General features: G+C 72.0%; 17 protein-coding genes. 11 read left to right on the top strand and 6 right to left on the bottom strand.

The features are described from left to right. Positions 1–188: 188 nt before the first annotated feature. Complete coding sequence (gene moaA, locus ACJJVL_RS01570; protein WP_405216294.1) at positions 189–1,256, bottom strand: GTP 3',8-cyclase MoaA; 1,068 nt, start codon at positions 1,254–1,256, stop codon at positions 189–191. A 143-nt stretch (positions 1,257–1,399) separates the two neighbouring features. On the opposite strand from moaA, the gene ACJJVL_RS01565 reads away from it, so the two are divergent. From ACJJVL_RS01565 to narI, 5 genes are read left to right on the top strand one after another with little or no spacing between them, the layout of a single operon-like run. Beyond that, the gene (locus tag ACJJVL_RS01565) at positions 1,400–1,642 is read left to right on the top strand and encodes a hypothetical protein (protein ID WP_405216292.1); all 243 of its coding nucleotides are present in this window, start codon (positions 1,400–1,402) and stop codon (positions 1,640–1,642) included. 17 nt (positions 1,643–1,659) lie between these two features. Then, positions 1,660–5,409 (top strand): nitrate reductase subunit alpha, encoded by a 3,750-nt coding sequence (locus ACJJVL_RS01560; protein WP_405216290.1) that lies wholly within the window; start codon positions 1,660–1,662, stop codon positions 5,407–5,409. Further along, a complete protein-coding gene (narH, locus tag ACJJVL_RS01555; protein WP_405216288.1) occupies positions 5,409–7,103 on the top strand; it encodes a nitrate reductase subunit beta in 1,695 nt (564 codons plus the stop codon). The genes ACJJVL_RS01560 and narH overlap by 1 nt, the downstream gene beginning before the upstream one ends. A 14-nt stretch (positions 7,104–7,117) precedes the next feature. Then, the gene (narJ, locus tag ACJJVL_RS01550) at positions 7,118–7,801 is read left to right on the top strand and encodes a nitrate reductase molybdenum cofactor assembly chaperone (RefSeq protein WP_405216286.1); all 684 of its coding nucleotides are present in this window, start codon (positions 7,118–7,120) and stop codon (positions 7,799–7,801) included. Beyond that, positions 7,798–8,556, top strand: coding sequence for a respiratory nitrate reductase subunit gamma (narI, locus tag ACJJVL_RS01545; RefSeq protein WP_405216284.1), 759 nt, complete (start codon positions 7,798–7,800; stop codon positions 8,554–8,556). The genes narJ and narI overlap by 4 nt, the downstream gene beginning before the upstream one ends. 5 nt (positions 8,557–8,561) lie before the next feature. Here narI and ACJJVL_RS01540 read toward each other — a convergent pair whose 3' ends face one another. The 5 genes from ACJJVL_RS01540 to ACJJVL_RS01520 are packed head-to-tail and all read right to left on the bottom strand — an operon-like array spanning position 8,562 to position 12,718. After that, positions 8,562–9,647 (bottom strand): cytochrome P450, encoded by a 1,086-nt coding sequence (locus ACJJVL_RS01540; protein WP_405216282.1) that lies wholly within the window; start codon positions 9,645–9,647, stop codon positions 8,562–8,564. Beyond that, positions 9,644–10,768, bottom strand: a complete 1,125-nt coding sequence (locus ACJJVL_RS01535; protein ID WP_405216280.1) for a sulfate/molybdate ABC transporter ATP-binding protein — start codon at positions 10,766–10,768, stop codon at positions 9,644–9,646. Before ACJJVL_RS01535 ends, ACJJVL_RS01540 begins: the two co-directional genes overlap by 4 nt. Then, entirely contained in the window at positions 10,765–11,583 is an 819-nt protein-coding gene (locus ACJJVL_RS01530; protein WP_405216278.1) for an ABC transporter permease, read from the bottom strand. Before ACJJVL_RS01530 ends, ACJJVL_RS01535 begins: the two co-directional genes overlap by 4 nt. Continuing rightward, on the bottom strand, positions 11,580–12,305 hold the full coding sequence (modA, locus tag ACJJVL_RS01525) for a molybdate ABC transporter substrate-binding protein (protein ID WP_405216276.1): 726 nt from the start codon (positions 12,303–12,305) through the stop codon (positions 11,580–11,582). Before modA ends, ACJJVL_RS01530 begins: the two co-directional genes overlap by 4 nt. A 20-nt stretch (positions 12,306–12,325) precedes the next feature. Continuing rightward, positions 12,326–12,718 (bottom strand): molybdopterin-binding protein, encoded by a 393-nt coding sequence (locus ACJJVL_RS01520; protein WP_405216274.1) that lies wholly within the window; start codon positions 12,716–12,718, stop codon positions 12,326–12,328. A gap of 109 nt (positions 12,719–12,827) precedes the next feature. Here ACJJVL_RS01520 and ACJJVL_RS01515 point away from each other — a divergent pair, with 109 nt between their 5' ends. From ACJJVL_RS01515 to ACJJVL_RS01490, 6 genes are read left to right on the top strand one after another with little or no spacing between them, the layout of a single operon-like run. Beyond that, the gene (locus ACJJVL_RS01515; protein ID WP_405216272.1) at positions 12,828–13,910 is read left to right on the top strand and encodes a ThiF family adenylyltransferase; all 1,083 of its coding nucleotides are present in this window, start codon (positions 12,828–12,830) and stop codon (positions 13,908–13,910) included. Beyond that, entirely contained in the window at positions 13,907–15,139 is a 1,233-nt protein-coding gene (gene glp, locus ACJJVL_RS01510) for a gephyrin-like molybdotransferase Glp (protein ID WP_405216270.1), read from the top strand. Before ACJJVL_RS01515 ends, glp begins: the two co-directional genes overlap by 4 nt. Further along, a complete protein-coding gene (gene moaC, locus ACJJVL_RS01505; RefSeq protein ID WP_405216268.1) occupies positions 15,136–15,612 on the top strand; it encodes a cyclic pyranopterin monophosphate synthase MoaC in 477 nt (158 codons plus the stop codon). Before glp ends, moaC begins: the two co-directional genes overlap by 4 nt. A 5-nt stretch (positions 15,613–15,617) precedes the next feature. Further along, entirely contained in the window at positions 15,618–16,259 is a 642-nt protein-coding gene (locus ACJJVL_RS01500) for a molybdenum cofactor guanylyltransferase (RefSeq protein WP_405216266.1), read from the top strand. Positions 16,260–16,277: 18 nt separating this feature from the next. Beyond that, positions 16,278–16,574 (top strand): DUF6457 domain-containing protein, encoded by a 297-nt coding sequence (locus ACJJVL_RS01495; protein ID WP_405216264.1) that lies wholly within the window; start codon positions 16,278–16,280, stop codon positions 16,572–16,574. Beyond that, positions 16,571–16,804, top strand: a complete 234-nt coding sequence (locus ACJJVL_RS01490; protein ID WP_405216262.1) for a MoaD/ThiS family protein — start codon at positions 16,571–16,573, stop codon at positions 16,802–16,804. Before ACJJVL_RS01495 ends, ACJJVL_RS01490 begins: the two co-directional genes overlap by 4 nt. Positions 16,805–16,809 lie beyond the last annotated feature (5 nt).

Genomic DNA, 16,809 nt, shown 5'->3' with positions numbered 1-16,809 from the left:
GATGACGACATCGAGCGCACCCAGCACCTGCTCAACATCCGCCCCCGCATGACCCTCGACTGGGCCACCCCAGCCGAACACCTCAACCAACTCATCCATCACCACGCACTCACCACTTGACACCGCCCAATCGGGCGGCCGTACCACAGGCTCGGTTGACGGACGAGAGTCGGCGGTCGAACCGCGGCTCAGCCGCCGATCGCGTTCATGCCGCGCGCCGGCTGCAGGAACGAGGGATCGTTGATCGCGTGGCCGGGGAGCTTGCCGAGCACGCAGGCGCGCAGCACGCCGTCGATCGCGGCATCCGTGCCGCCGTGCTCGCCGTCCCGGAGCACGGGGAGCAGGTCGTACTCGGTGGTCGAGAAGAGGCAGTTGCGCAGCTGGCCGTCGGCGGTGAGCCGCATGCGATCGCATGCGCCGCAGAAGGGCGCCGTCACCGAGGCGATCACGCCGACGGTGTGCGGGCCGCCGTCGAGCGTCCACCGCTCGGCGGGAGCACCTCCGCGCGCCGGCACGGGGGTGAGCGACCATCGCGTCGAGAGTGTCGCCAGCATCTCGTCGCGCGTCACCATGCGCTCCCGATCCCACGTGTGCCCGGCGTCCAGCGGCATCTGCTCGATGAACCGCAGCTGCGCGTCGTGCTCCATCGCGAACTCGACGAGCTCGATCAGCTCGTCGTCGTTCACATCGCGCATGGCGACCGCGTTCAGCTTCAGCGGGCGCAGGCCCGCGTCGGCCGCTGCGCGGATGCCCGCCAGCACGTCGTCGAGACGATCGCGACGCGTCAGCGCGGCGAATCGATCCCGACGCAGCGTGTCGATCGAGATGTTGAGGCGCGCGAGGCCCGCATCGATCAGCTCCGGGAGCAGCGCGGGCAGCTTGATGCCGTTCGTCGTCATCGCGAGCTCGACCGGCGCGCCGTCGGGTCCGACGATCGCGGCCAGACGACGGGTGACATCGACGATGTCGGTGCGCAGCAGCGGCTCGCCGCCCGTGAGTCGGAACGTCGTGATGCCCGCTGCCGCGGCGACGCTCGCGACGCGCACGATCTCGTCGACGGTCAGGATGCTGCTGCGCGCGAGCCACTCGTTGCCCTGCTCCGGCATGCAGTACGTGCAGCGGAGCGAGCACCGATCGGTGAGGGAGATGCGGAGGTCGCGGTGCACGCGACCGAACCTGTCGACGAGCGCGCCGCCGGCGACGTCCTGCGCGATCGTCTCGCCGCGGCGAGTGATCGACACCGGCACGCCGGTCATCGGATCGCCAAGGGGTTCATGACTCCACCGTAACGGGCGCCCGCGAGAACGCCAGGGGTATCGGTCGGATGTCGCCGCGGCGCTTGCTCGCGAGCACCGGTTGAGGCATGGTGGGCGGAAGAGGCACTGGGCTGAGGAGCACGATGCAGGCGACACGGACGTCGACGATCTCGGGCGATCTTTCAATCTCGGACCCCGAGAACGATGAGACGCGGGACGAGCGGCTCGCGTGGTCGTCGCGCCGGATCACGACCTCCTCGCTCGCCACCTGCCGCCCGGCCAGCGCGATCGCGCCGGGCCTGGCCCTGGCCGGGTTCGACCGCCTGTGCTGCTCCGGGCTCACCCGGTTCTACACCGTGCGCCCCGGCGCCGAGGCGAAGCGCTGATACCGAGGAGATCCGCCATGACACAGACCGAACGCCCAGCTCGCACCGCACCCGCGACCGATGGGCCACTGGCAGAGGCGCTCGTGGGCATGTCGCGCTTCGTGCGCCGCGGAGCGGTCTCGGAGGATCTCCGGTCGCTGTTCCTGAAGGGCGGGCGTGAGGGCGACGTGTTCTACCGGGACCGCTGGTCGCACGACAAGGTGGTGCGCTCCACGCACGGCGTGAACTGCACAGGCTCCTGCTCCTGGAAGGTGTACGTCAAGGACGGCATCATCACCTGGGAGGCGCAGCAGACCGACTACCCGAGCGTCGGCCCCGACTCGCCCGAGTACGAGCCGCGCGGCTGCCCGCGCGGTGCCGCGTTCAGCTGGTACACCTACTCGCCGACCCGCGTGCGGTACCCGTACATCCGCGAGACGCTCGCCCGCCAGTACCGCGCAGCGAAGGCGCAGCACGGCGATCCGGTGGTTGCATGGGCGTCGATCGTCGACGACCCCGAAGCCTCGCGGGCATACAAGAGCGCCCGCGGCAAGGGCGGCCTCGTGCGCACCACCTGGGATGAGGCGCTGGAGATCGCGGCAGCCGCGCACGTGCACACGATCAAGCGCTACGGTCCCGATCGCATCGCCGGCTTCTCGCCCATCCCGGCGATGTCGATGGTCTCGCACGGGGCGGGCTCGCGCTTCATGAGCCTCATCGGCGGCTCGATGCTCTCGTTCTACGACTGGTACGCCGATCTGCCCGTGGCCAGCCCGCAGGTGTTCGGCGACCAGACCGACGTCCCCGAGTCCGCCGACTGGTGGAACGCGAGCTACCTGATGATGTGGGGCTCGAACGTGCCGGTCACCCGCACGCCGGACGCGCACTTCATGGTGGAGGCGCGCTACCGCGGGCAGAAGGTCATCACCGTCTCGCCCGACTACACCGACAACACGAAGTTCGCCGACGAATGGGTCGCCCCGCACCCCGGCACGGATGGCGCACTCGCCTTCGCGATGGGGCACGTCATCCTGAAGGAGTTCCTGGTCGATCGCCAGACCGAGCGCTTCGTCGACTACATGCGGCGCTACTCGGACGCCCCCTACCTGATCGCGCTCGAGCAGCGCGGCGATCAGCTGGTGCCCGGGAAGTTCGTCACCGCGAGCGACCTCGGCGGCGCGGCGGCAGCGGTGCCGCGCGCAGACTTCAAGACGGTGCTGCTCGACCAGCACGGCACGCCGGTGGTGCCGAACGGCTCGCTCGGCCACCGCTTCACCCCCGAGGACGAGGGCCTGTGGAACCTCGACCTGGGCGACACCGTGCCGCCGCTGTCGGTCGCCGACGTGCCCGATTGGGCCGGCGCATCGGCCGAGATCGCGCTGCCGCGCTTCGACCTGGCTCCCGAGCCGGGGCAGGAGCACGCGGGCGGCTCCGGCGTCATCCTGCGGGGTGTGCCGACGATGGAGGTGGCCGGGCGCACCGTCACCACCGTGTTCGACCTGATGCTGGCGCAGTACGGCGTCGAGCGCGAGGGCCTGCCGGGGCAGTGGCCGAGCGGCTACGACGATGCCGAGGCGCCGGGCACGCCGGCCTGGCAGCAGGAGCTCACGTCCGTGCCGGCCGAGCAGGTGATCCGCATCGGACGCGAGTTCGCCGACAACGCCGAGCAGTCCGGCGGCCGCTCGATGATCCTGATGGGCGCCGGCACCAACCACTGGTTCCACTCCGACACGATCTACCGCACCTTCCTGGCCCTCACGACCATGACCGGCTGCCAGGGCGTCAACGGTGGCGGATGGGCGCACTACGTCGGGCAGGAGAAGGTGCGACCGCTCACCGGCTACTCGCAGTACGCCACCGCGGCCGACTGGAACCGCCCCGCGCGGCTCGCCATCGGCACCGCCTTCTGGTACCTCGCCTCCGAGCAGTGGCGCTACGACGGACTGCCGGCCGATCAGCTCTCCTCGCCGCTGGCCCGCGGCACGTTCGCGGGCCGCACGACGGCCGACTGCCTGGTGGAGTCGACCAAGCGCGGCTGGATGCCGAGCTTCCCGACCTTCTCCCGCAACCCGCTCGACCTGTGCGACGAGGCGGAGGCCGCCGGCAAGGAGCCCGCCGAGCACATCGTCGACTCGCTCACCGACGGCTCGCTGCACTACGCGGTCGAGGATCCTGGCGCCCCCGAGAACTTCCCGCGCGTCATCTCCATGTGGCGCGCCAACGTGCTCGGCTCCTCCGGCAAGGGCAACGAGTACTTCCTCAAGCACCTGCTGGGCACCGACGCCGCAGTGCGCGCGGAGCAGTCCGGTCCGGGCGAGCGGCCGCGCGACATGGTCTGGCGCGAGGAGGCCGCCAGCGGCAAGCTCGACCTGCTCATGACGGCCGACTTCCGCATGACCTCGACGACGCTGTTCAGCGATCTCGTCTTCCCCGCTGCCACCTGGTACGAGAAGTACGACCTGTCGTCGACCGACATGCACCCGTTCATCCACTCGTTCAACCCGGCCATCAATCCGCCCTGGCAGACGAAGACCGACTTCGACCTCTTCGGAGAGCTCGCGAAGCGCTTCAGCGAGCTCTGCGAGGGGCACCTGGGTGTGCGGCGCGACGTGGTCGCGGCACCGCTGCAGCACGACACCCCGGACGTGATGGCCACGCCGCACGGGCGTGTGCCGGAGGACGCCCCGCTCGTGCCAGGAGTGACGATGCCGAAGCTGATCGTGGTCGAGCGCGACTATCCGGCGCTCTACGACCGATGGCGCAGCCTCGGTCCGCTCACCGAGAAGCTCGGCATGACGACGAAGTCGATCACCTATCGGCCCGATGAGGAGATCGGCGTGCTGGGTCGGGCGAATGGCGTCTACCCGTCCGGGAAGCTGGCCGGGCGCGTGCGGCTCGACAGCGACAAGCGCGCGTGCGAGATGATCCTGGCGCTCTCGGGCACCAGCAACGGCCGGCTCTCGGTGCAGGGGTTCCGGCAGCTCGAGCGGCAGACCGGGCAGCGCATCGCGCACCTGGCGGAGGATCACGAGGGCTCGCGCATCTCGTTCGCCGATGTGCAGCAGCAGCCGCGCAGCGTCATCACGAGCCCAGAGTGGTCGGGCTCGGAGCACGGCGGCAGGCGCTACACCGCCTTCGCGATCAACGTCGAGCACCTGAAGCCCTGGCACACGCTCACCGGCCGCCAGCACTTCTACCTCGACCACGACTGGATGGAGGAGCTGGGCGAGAACCTGCCCATCTATCGGCCACCGCTCGACATGCACCGGCTCTTCGGCGACGCACAGATCGGCGCGGTCAGCGAGGCCACCGGGCCCGGTGCCGGGCAGGCGGAGGTGGCCGTGCGCTACCTGACGCCGCACTCGAAGTGGTCGATCCACTCGGAGTACCAGGACAACCTGTTCATGCTCTCGCTCTCGCGCGGCGGCCCGACGATCTGGATGAGTCCGCAGGATGCCGAGAAGGTCGGCGTGCGGGACAACGACTGGATCGAGTCGTACAACCGCAACGGTGTGGTGGTGGCCCGCGCGATCGTCTCGCACCGGATGCCGGAGGGCACGGTGTTCATGTACCACGCGAAGGATCGGACCATCGACGTGCCGATCGCCGAGACGAGCGGCAAGCGCGGAGGCATCCACAACTCGCTCACGCGCATCCTGCTCAAGCCCAGTCACCTGATCGGTGGCTACGCCCAGCTCGCCTGGGCGTTCAACTACCTGGGACCCACCGGGAACCAGCGCGACGAGGTCACGACGATCCGACGCCGAAGCCAGGAGGTCGAGTACTGATGAAGGTCATGGCGCAGATTTCGATGGTGATGAACCTCGACAAGTGCATCGGATGCCATACGTGCTCCGTCACGTGCAAGCAGGCGTGGACCAACCGCACGGGTGTCGAGTACGTCTGGTTCAACAACGTCGAGACCCGGCCCGGTGTGGGCTATCCGAGGACCTACGAGGATCAGGAGAAGTGGCGCGGCGGCTGGAAGCGCACCAAGCGCGGCAACCTGAAGCTCAAAGACGGCGGCCGGCTCTGGAAGCTCGCGCACATCTTCTCGAACCCGAAGCTGCCGGAGATCCACGACTACTACGAGCCGTGGACCTACGACTACGACATGCTGCTCAACGCCCCCGCCGGCGACCAGATCCCGGTGGCGAAGCCACGCAGCCTGCTCACCGGGGAAGACACCAAGATCTCGTGGTCGGCGAACTGGGACGACAACCTGGGCGGTTCGCTCGAGACCATGCAGGACGACCCGATCCTGCAGAAGATGAGCGAGACGGTCGAGGCGGAGTTCTCCAAGGCGTTCATGTTCTACCTGCCGCGCATCTGCGAGCACTGCCTCAACCCGTCGTGCGTCGCCTCCTGCCCCTCGGGCGCGATGTACAAGCGCGCGGAGGACGGCATCGTGCTGGTCGACCAGGACCAGTGCCGCGGCTGGCGCATGTGCGTCTCCGGCTGCCCCTACAAGAAGGTCTACTTCAACCACCGCACCGGCAAGGCCGAGAAGTGCACCATGTGCTACCCGCGCATCGAGGTGGGACTGCCGACCGTGTGCGCCGAGACCTGCGTCGGACGGCTGCGCTACATCGGGCTGGTGCTCTACGACGCCGACCTGGTCGCCGAGGCGGCGAGCGTCGAGGATGAGCACGCGCTGCTGGCCGCGCAGCGCAGCATCCTGCTCGACCCGCACGACCCTGCGGTCATCGAGCAGGCCCGCAAGGACGGCATCCAGGATGACTGGATCGACGCCGCGCAGCGCAGCCCGATCTGGAAGCTCATCCAGCAGTACGAGGTGGCGCTGCCGCTGCACCCGGAATACCGCACGATGCCGATGGTCTGGTACATCCCGCCGCTCTCGCCGGTGGTCGATGTCGTCTCCGGCTCCGGCGGCGACGGAGAGGATGCGCGCACGCTGTTCGCGGCGATCGAGAAGCTGCGCATCCCGATCGGGTACCTGGCAGAGATGTTCTCGGCCGGTGACCCCGACCCCGTCGACCTCGCGCTGCGTCGGATGGCGGCGATGCGGACGTACATGCGCGGTGTGAACCTCGACAAGCAGGGCGACGAGCGCATCGCGCGCGCCGTCGGCATGACGGGGGAGGACGTGCAGGAGATGTACCGGCTGCTCGCGATCGCGAAGTACGAGGAGCGCTACGTCATCCCGAGCGCGCACGCCGAGCAGGCGCACGACCTCGAGGAGATGGGCTGCTCGCTCGACTTCGAGGACGGGCCGGGGATGGGCGGTGCCGGGCCGTTCGGCTCGTCCAGCGGCCAGAGCGTTCCGGTCGCGGTCGAGAACTTCCAGTCCCTCGAGGCGCGGCAGACCGCCGATCGGCCGTCGGGCCCGGGGCGGGTCAACCTGCTCAACTGGGACGGCAACGGCACCCCGCGCGGCCTCTTCCCGCCGAAGGACGTGCCAGAGGGCGAGATGGGTCCCGTGCAGCGGACGGGCAAGGGGAAGCGGGGGAAGGACACGTGAGAACGATCCTTCCGATGCCCACCCGGCGGCCCAGGCTGCCGGGTGAGCTGCCGCCTTTGCGGCTCAAGGCCGATCAGCGAGCGCGCACGCACATGCTCGCATCGCTGCTGCTCGACTACCCGGATGCGGCGTGGTTCGACCGGCTGCCGTCGCTGCGCGAGCACCTCGACGGGCTGCCAGAGCCCATCGCCGAGCCGCTCGGGAGCTTCATGGACGCCGCTGAGCTCGCGGGGCCGGCGCAGTGGGAGGAGCACTACGTGCTCACCTTCGACCTGAAGCGCAAGTGCAGCCTGTACCTGAGCTACTTCGCCACCGGTGACACGCGCCGGCGCGGCATGGCGCTGCTGACCTTCCTCGACGCGTACCGCGCAGCGGGCTGGCAGTTCGACGCGCAGGAGCTGCCGGACTACCTGCCGGCGGTGCTGGAGTTCTCGGCGCTGAGCGGCTCCGACGTGGCGGCGGCCGTCATCACCTCGCACCGGGAGGGCATCGAGCTGCTGCGTGCGGCGCTGGAGGATCTCGACAGCCCATGGGCTTCGGTCATCCGCACCGTCACGCTCTCGCTGCCTCCGGTGGACGAGCGCACCCGAGAGCGCTTCCGGCAGCTGGTCAGCGACGGGCCGCCGACGGAGACCGTCGGGCTCAGCCTCGGGCTGGAGCCCTTCATCGCGAACTCCCAGAACGGAGCGGACCAATGACTGCGATCGAGATCGTCCTGTGGGTGGCGGTGCCCTATGTCAGCATCGTGGTCTTCGTGGTCGGACACATCTGGCGGTACCGCTACGACAAGTTCGGCTGGACGACGCGCTCCAGCCAGACCTACGAGAACACGCTGCTGCGGTGGGGATCACCGATGTTCCACCTCGGCATCCTGATGGTGCTCGCAGGGCACGTCGTGGGCCTGTTCATCCCGCGCGAGTGGCTGTATGCGATCGGCATCACCGAGGAGATGTACCACTTCGGCGCGACCGCGCTCGGCACCGCGGCCGCTGTGCTGACGCTCGCGGGCCTCGCGATCCTCATCTACCGTCGCCGCACCGTCGGACCCGTCTTCCTCGCCACCACGCTGATGGACAAGGTGATGTACGTCTTCCTCGCGGCGGCGCTCGGCTTCGGCACGCTCGCGACGGTCGTGCACCAGCTCTTCGGGCCCGGGTTCCACTATCGCGAGACCATCTCGCCATGGATCCGCAGCATCTTCGGCTTCCAGCCCCAGCCGGAGCTGATGGTGGGCGTGCCCATCCTCTTCCAGCTGCACGTGCTGGCCGCCCTCGCGCTGTTCACCCTGTGGCCGTTCACGCGCCTGGTGCACGTCTTCTCTGCCCCGGTCGGCTACCTCTTCCGCCCCTACGTCGTCTATCGCTCGCGCGATGACGTGCAGGGCAGCCGGGCCCCCAAGCGCGGGTGGGATCCGATCAGCACCCCCGATCCGCAGCGACTCCGGCGACCCTGAGGCAGTCAGGCGTCGTGCCGCTCGATGGCCGCCATGAAGCGTCGGTAGCCACCAGCCGGCGGCGTCTCGCGCTCGATGCCGCCATGCTCCTCGGCGGTGCGGACGCTGCCGGTGCGCAGCAGCTCCCGCGTGAGCACGCGCAGCTGCAGCGTCGCGAGCGGCCTCCCCGGGCACACGTGCGGGCCGATGCCCCAGACGAGGTTGTCGGATGCATTGCCGTGCGGGTCGAAGGCGTACGGACTCGGGAAGCGCGCCGGGTCGACGTTGGCCTGCCGCCAGCTGAGGGCCACGACCTCGCCCTGCGCGATCGGGCAGCCACCCACCTCGGTGTCGCGGGTCGCGATGCGACGGTTCGCCAGGAACGGGTCATCGATGCGGAGGATCTCGTCGAGCGTCGCGTCCAGCTCGTCGTCGTCCGCGGCGGCGAGCCGCTCGGCGTGCTCGGGGTGCCTCGTGAGCCATGCCACCACGACCCCGATGCACAGCGCGAGGGAGGCGAGGTCGCCGCCCGTCCAATTGCGCAGCACGGAGACGAGCACCTCCTGCGGCAGCGGCTGGCCGTCGGCGTCCCGGGTGCGCACCAGCGCGGTCGTGAGGTCGTCCGGGGCGTCGGTGCCCATGCGCTCCTGCACGCGAGCGCGGACGATCGCGTCGAAGCGCTTGGCGACGCCGGCCATGCGCGTGCGGTCGCCCGACCGGGTGGCGGCCCGGTTGTCGGCGACCCACTGCAGCAGCTCGTCCTCGATCGTCGCTGGCCAGCCGAGCCAGGCGGACTGCGCGCGCACCGCGTACCGTGCGCCGAGCTCGCTCACCGCATCGAATGCCTCCCTGCCGGCGAGCTGCTCGAGCAGCTGCTGCGCGACACGCACGAACGCGGGCGTCGAGGCGGCGACGCGCTGCGCGTCCAGGAATGGGTCCAGCATGGCGCGCGCCTGCCGGTGCGCCTCGCCATCGAGCCCGTTCGGCACCTGCACGTGGCGCGAGACGGCGCTGGAGAAGGTCTCGGGATCGGTCGCAATCGCGACCACCGCGGCATGGTCGCTGATGCGACGGCTGACGGTGCGCGCGGGGCGGGGCTCGTGGGCGGTCATGCCTCCACGGTAGGCGCGCTCGTGGCGTGCTGCGAGTCCTGCGGGAGCAGGCGCAGGTGCTGCGGGTCGATGGAGAGTCGCACGTGATCCCCTGGGCGCAGGGCCAGGCTCGCCGCGGTCGCCTCGTCGAGGTCGGCTGCGATGCCGGGGGCGTCCGGTGCCGCGCCCGCGAGCGCGCACGCCACCCGCACGCCCGCCGGTCGGCGCAGCACGCGCACCACCGTCGCGTTGCTCGCACGCGGGTCGCGCGCCGCGCGCGCCGCTGCCACGCGCACGTCGGCGGGGCGCACTACGGCGGCAGCTGGCCCGTCGGCGATCGGCGCACCCTGGCCCTGCACATGCAGCGCCAGCGTTCCGCCAGCGCTCCACTCGCCGCCCTGCACGACGCCGTCGATGCGGTTCACGTCCGCGAAGGCGGCTGCGAAGCGGGTCGTCGGCCGCTCCAGCACCGAGCGCACCGCGCCCTGCTGCGCGATGCCGCCCGCCTCGACGACGACGATGCGCCCGGCGATCGCCGCCGCATCCTCTGCCGCATGCGTCACCACGAGCGCGGTCGCGCCACTGGAGGCCAGCTGCTCCTGCACGAGGGCGCGCACGTCAGCCGCCGTCTCGACGTCGAGGGAGGTGAAGGGCTCGTCGAGCAGCACGAGCGCTGGCTCGACCGCGAGCGCGCGGGCGAGCGCGACGCGCTGCTGCTGCCCGCCGGAGAGCCGTTCCGGCGCGCGGTCGCCGAGCCCGTGCAGCCCGACCCGGTCAAGCCAAGCCGTCGCCTGCTGCGCAGCCGCCGCCGTCGTCAGGCCCCGAGCGCGCAGCCCGAACGCGACGTTCTCGCTCGCCGTCAGATGCGGGAACAGCCGAGCGTGCTGATCGAGCAGCACGACGCCACGGCGGTGTGCGGGCAGGCTGCGGCGTGCGCTCGCGACCCGCAGGTCGCCGATCACGACCTCGCCCTCGGCGAGCGGCACGGAGCCCGCGATCGCCTGCAGGATGGTCGACTTGCCCGCGCCGCTCGGCCCGATGAGCGCCACCACCTCGCCGGCCGCGGCGCGCACGTGCGCGCGCACCGTCATGCCGTGCGCGCGGTGCACGACGATGCGGGCGTCGAGCGCCGCGCCGCTCACCGCACGCTCCCCGTCATCGCACCCGGCCGCCACGCACGGGCCAGCAGCAGCACCGCGATGGCGCTCACGAGCAGCAGCAGCGACAGCGCGATCGCGGTCGCCTGGGTTGCGCCGGTGCCGTGGAAGGCGGTGTAGATGGCCAGCGGCATCGTGCGCGTCACACCCGGCGCGTTGCCGGCGAAGATGGCGGTGGCACCGAACTCGCCCAGTGCGCGTGCGAAGCACAGGGTCGTGCCGGCCAGCAGCCCCGGTGCCGCGAGCGGCAGGGTGACACGCAGCAGCACCGTCCACGGCGGGGCACCGAGCGATGCCGCGGTGCGCTCGAGCGCCATCCCGCGGGCGCGCACCGTGCCCTCGATCGCCAGCACCAGGAACGGCAACGACACGAAGGTCTGGGCGAGCACGACCGCGGCGGTGGTGAACGGCACCTCCACGCCCCACGCGGCGAGCACGCGGCCGAGCGGCGCGTCGCGCCCCAGCAGCGCCAGCAGCGCCACCCCGTCGACCAGCGGCGGCAGCACGAGCGGGATGGTCACGAGGGCCCGCAGCAGCGCGGCGCCGCGATCGCCGGCCCTGGCGATCGCGATCGCCAGGGGGGCGCCGAGCACCAGGCAGATCGTGGTCGCGAGCAGCGCGGTGCCGAGCGAGAGGCCGAGCGCGCTGAGCGCTTCCGGCGATGCGATGTCGGTGCCGAGGCTCGCCCACTCGACCTTCCCCACCAGTGCGATCAGCGGCACCACGAGCAGCAGCAGCCCGAGCACGATGGGCGCCGCAAGCACCGGCGGCCACGGCCAGGAGGCCCTCTGCGCGGTCACGGAGGGCCGAAGCCGAGCTCGGCGAGCACCGCGCGACCCTCATCGCCGGCGATGAAGCGCGCCAGCTCGGCTGCCAGCTCGGGCTCGGGCGAGTCGAGCACGTCCGCGACCACCGCACGGTTGACGACCCTGTCGGCACCGGCGGCATCGATGGTCTCGACCGCCTCGGATGCCGCTGCGTCGGTCGAGTAGACGAGCCCTGCGTCGACCGCGTTCGCCTCCACCTTCGTGAGCACCCCGCGCACGCTCTGCTCGAGGCTGACCGGTCGCAGCTCGACACCGCCGAGTGCGAGCAGCCGCTCGCTGGCGGCGCCGCACGGCACCTCGGGCGCGCAGAGCACGGTGGAGACGCCCGCGAGGTCGCGGAGCTCGCGCACGCCCCCGGGGTTGCCGAGCGGCACCACGATCACCAGAGCATTGGTCGCGAGCGGCAGCGGCTCACCGACCAGCTCGGCGACGCCCGCCATGGTGGGCTCGTCTGCCGAGACGAACACGTCGTACGGGGCGCCTGCGCGGATCTGCGTGGCGAGCGTCGAGGAGCCGTCGCTCACTACCGGCTGCACGTCGACGCCATCGTGATCGCGCTCGAAGGCTTCGGCAATGGTGCCCATCGCATCGGCGAGCGATGCGGCCGAGGCGATCGTCAGGGACGCGCGCTGGTCGCCGTCGTCGGCGTCGCCCGACGCGCCGCAGCCTGCGAGCAGCAGCGTCGCGGCGGTCACTGCTGCGAGCCGACGGCGCATCATGCGCTCGGCGTCTCGACGACGACGTTGGTCGCCTTCACGACCGCTGCGGCGAGCGAGCCCACCTCGAGCCCGAGCTCGTCGACCGCCTCGGCCGAGAGCAGCGAGACGACCCGGTGCTGGCCCGCCTGGATGTCGACCTGCGCCATGACGCCATCGCGCTGCACGCGCACGACCAGGCCCACGAAGCGGTTGCGGGCGCTCGAGCGCGTGCCATCAGGGTCGGCCGGTGCTGACGCGAGCTCGATCGCCTTGGCGGCGAGCGCATCGCCGGGCACCTCGATCGGCCTGCCCGCACCGGTCGGCAGCTCGCCCTGCTCGATCCAGCGGCGCACGGTGTCGTCGCTGACGCCGAGCAGCCGTGCGGCCTGCGACACCTTGAAGGATTGCATGCGTGCACTCTATCTCCGCAGATGCGGAGAATCGAGCGCAATTCCATGGCACACGCGGTTCTGCGGCCTGGTCGTGGCCGCTGGGCGCGGTTCCGCGTAGCCTGGCGCCATGGGTATGGTCCCGCTGGTCGAGCCGCATGCGGCGCTGTCGGAGCGCGAGCGCCTGCGCACCGCGCGGCACGCGCGCCTCCCGCAGCTGGGTGAGATCGGCCAACGCCGGCTCGCGGGCGCGCACATCGCCATCGTCGGGGCCGGCGGGCTCGGTGCGCCGCTTGTGCTGGCCCTGGCAGCTGCGGGCGTCGGCACGCTCACCGTGATCGACGACGACGTGGTCGAGCTCTCGAACCTGCACCGGCAGGTCATCCATCGGCTCCGCGATGTGGGGTCGCCGAAGGTCGCCTCCGCGGCACGGGTGGCGGCGGAGCTCTCGGAGACGCGCGTGGTGCCGCTCGAGCGGCGGCTCACGCCCGCGAACACGGCGGACGCGCTGCGCGGCGCGCACCTCGTGATCGACGGCTCCGACAGCTTCGAGACCCGTGCGATGGTCGCCGGTGCCTGCGAGCAGCTGGGTGTCCCGCTCGTCTGGGGCACCATCCAGGCCTTCGATGCGCAGGTGACGGTCTTCTGGAATGCGCCGCCGCCGGGCGTCGCGCCGGTGGTCCTCGCGGATCTGCACCCGCCGGAGTCGGTCGGCGAGCTGCCCTCGTGCGCGCAGGTCGGCGTGATGGGGGCGCTGTGCCTGCAGGTGGGCTCGCTCATGGCGCTCGAGGCGATCAAGCTCGTCACGGGCGTGGGGGAGAGCCTGCTCGGCCGCGTGCTCGTCATCGACGGCCTGCGTGCGACGCAGCGCGAGGTGCGGCTGACGGCTGCGCGTGCGCTGCCGCACGAGGCGCCCGCGCGCGCTCGAGAGGTCCTGGCGGATGCGCTCGCCGGTACGAGCGTGCTGGATGTGCGAGAGAGCGACGAGGTCGCGAGCGGGATGATCCCCGGTGCGCGCCATGTGCCGCTGGCCCGGGTGCTCGCCGATCCGGGGGCGGCGGCGGGCGGTGACGCACCGACCGTGGTCGTGTGCCACTCCGGTGCGCGCGCGCATCAGGCGGCCGCGGCCATGCGGGCGGCCGGTGTCGACGCGGTCGTGCTCGCCGGCGGCATGCTCGCCTGGCGCGCGGCGCTGCAGGACGCCTCGGCGTGAGCGGCGACCTGCGCTCGGTCGAGGCCCAGCTGGCGACCGTGCTCGCGCGCGTGCGGAGCGTCGACTCGGAGCGGCTGCCGGTCGCGCAGGCAGCCGGCCGCATCCTGCGTGGGCGCGTGCTCGCGGGGGTGGACATCCCGGTGTTCGACAACTCGGCGATGGACGGCTTCGCCGTGCGCTTCGACGACGTCGCGCACGGCCTGCCCGTGCCGCTGACGGTGGTGGCAGATGTGCCGGCGGGATCGGCCGCCGACCCCGCGCTGCGGCCCGGCGAGGCGGCCAGGATCATGACCGGCGCCGTGCTGCCGAGCGCAGCCGACACCGTGGTGCCCTTCGAGCACACCGCGGGGGGTCTGGCCGACTCGCTCGAGCGGATCTCGGTCGAGCAGGCGCCGAGTCGCCGCGGCGCGCACGTGCGGCTGCGGGGCGAGGATCTTCGCGCAGGAGACCCGGTGGTCGATGACGGTGCAGAGCTCACGGCGCTCGCCATCGCGGCGATCGCTGCGAGCGGCGTGCCGGAGGTCGCGGTCGCGCGCCGTCCCCGCGTGGCGGTGATCGCGACCGGTGCAGAGCTCGTGCCGCCCGGCGTCACGCTCGATCGCGGGCAGATCCCCGAGTCGAACAGCGTGCTGCTGGCGGCGCTCGCGACTGCTGCGGGGGCAGAGGTGGTGCTGGTGCGCACCGTCGGCGACGACGGAGCAGAAGTCGTCGCAGCCGTCGCTGAGGCGGAACGACTCGGCGCCGACGCCTGCGTGTGCAGCGGCGGGGTGAGCGCAGGAGCCTACGAGCCCGTGCGCACGGGGCTGGCTGCGTCCATGTCATTCACGAAGGTCGCGATGCAGCCGGGCAAGCCGCAGGGCTTCGGCGCCTCCGAGGCCGGCACGCTGCTGTTCGGGCTGCCGGGCAACCCCGTCAGCGCCGCAGTCTCGTTCGAGGTGTTCGTGCGACCGGCGCTGCGCGCGATGCAGGGCGCCCGCGAGCTCGCACGGCCGCCGCTGCGGCTGCCAGCCGCGTCGTCATGGCGCAGCGCGGTCGGTCGCCGGCAGTACCTGCCCGCGGTCATCGACCGCTCGGACCCGGCGGCGTGGCGGGTGCGGCCAGCCACCGCAGGCGGCTCCGGGTCGCACCTGGCCGGCGGGCTCGCACACGCCGAGGCGTACGCGATCGTGCCGGCCGAGGCCGAGCGCGTGAGTGAGGGAGACCTCCTGGATGTCATGGTGGTCGTATGAGCTTCACGCATCTGGATGCCGCAGGGCACGCCCGCATGGTCGATGTCACCGCCAAGTCGCCCACCGTGCGGGCGGCCACCGCGCGCGGGTCGGTGCGGTGCAGCGCCGCGGTGATCGCCGCGCTGCGCGACGGCTCGGTGCCCAAGGGCGACGTGCTCGCGCTCGCGCGCATCGCGGGCATCCAGGCCGCCAAGCGCACGGCCGAGCTGCTGCCGCTCGCGCACGTGATCGGCGTCCACGGCGCCGTGGTCGATCTGGCGATCGTCGACGATGGCGTGGAGATCGAGGCCACGGTGCGCACCGCCGATCGCACGGGCGTCGAGATGGAGGCGATCACCGCCGTCTCGGTCGCCGCGCTCGCGATCATCGACATGGTGAAGGGCATGGATCGGCTCGCCTCGATCGAGCACGTGCGCATCGTCGCGAAGGAGGGCGGCCGCTCCGGCGCCTGGGTGCGGCCGCAGTCGGACTGAGTGCGGTGCGCGCGACGGACGAGGTGACGGCCCCCGACGGCGGCTGCGCAGCGGTGCTGCTCGCGGGCGGGCGGGCCTCGCGCATGGGTGGCGTGCAGAAGCCGCTGCTCGAGGTGGGCGGGCGCAGCCTGCTGCAGCTCGCGATCGATGGCGCCGAGATGATCGGCTGCAGCCCCGTGGTCGTCGCGGGTCCGGCGACGGATGCCGTGGCCGCGCGCGTGCGCTGGGTGCGGGAGGATCCGCCGCTGGGCGGACCCGCAGCCGGCATCGTCGCAGCCCTGGGGGCGCTGCCGGCGGCATCGGAGCCGGCCTGGATCCTGGTGCTCGCGTGCGATCAGCCCGCGGCGCCCGCGGCTGCGATGCGGCTCCGCGACGGCATCGAGGCGCTGCCGGCAGGGATCGACGGCCGCTGCCTCACAGTCGGCGGGAGGGCGCAGTGGCTCTGCGGGCTGTACCGCACGAGCGCGCTGCGCACCGCCGCGGCCGCGCTGCCGAGCTCCGGCGACGGCGCCTCGATGCGGCTGCTGCTCGCGCCGCTCGCGCTCGAGCTGATCGCCGCGCCCGCAGCGCTGGCGTCGGACGTCGACACCTGGGACGATCTGGAGCAGGCACGCGCTCGAGCCGCATCGGCGCGAGCGGTGCGATGACAGTCAGGAGGAGGCGCCATGAGTGCACGCACCCTGCCGCCGGAGGCGCTCGACGAGTGGTCGGCCGCCCTGCGCGAGCACTTCGACCTGCCCGCCGAGGCGGTGCCGATCGCGCTCGTGCTCGATCTCGCGCGCGACGTCGCGGTCGGCGTGGCACGCCCGGCGGCGCCGCTGAGCGCGTTCGTCGCCGGCCTGGTCGCGGGCGGCCGCGGCGGCAGCCAGGAGGAGATCCAGGCGGCCGTCGCCGCTATCACCGAGCTGGCGGGCAACTGGCGGCCCGAGGCCACTCAGGAGCGCGGCGAGGGGTCGACGTGAGCCGCGTGCGCTACTTCGCCGCCGCGCTCGAGGCCACCGGGCTGGATGAGGAGCGCCGCGGTGAGCAGACCGTGGGCGCGCTGCGCGACGGCCTGGTCGCCGATCACCCCGCGCTCGCGGGCATCCTGGCGCAGTGCGCCGTGCTGGTCGACGGAGCCCGCGTCGGTGACGATGCCGCGCTCACCGGCGCAGAGGTCGTCGATGTGCTGCCGCCCTTCGCGGGCGGCTGAGCGAG

The sequence above is a fragment of the Agrococcus sp. Ld7 genome (assembly GCF_045064095.1).
GTDB lineage: Bacteria > Actinomycetota > Actinomycetes > Actinomycetales > Microbacteriaceae > Agrococcus.
The sequence above is the reverse complement of the archived record's forward strand: the minus strand, read 5'-3'. Positions and strand labels throughout refer to the sequence as shown.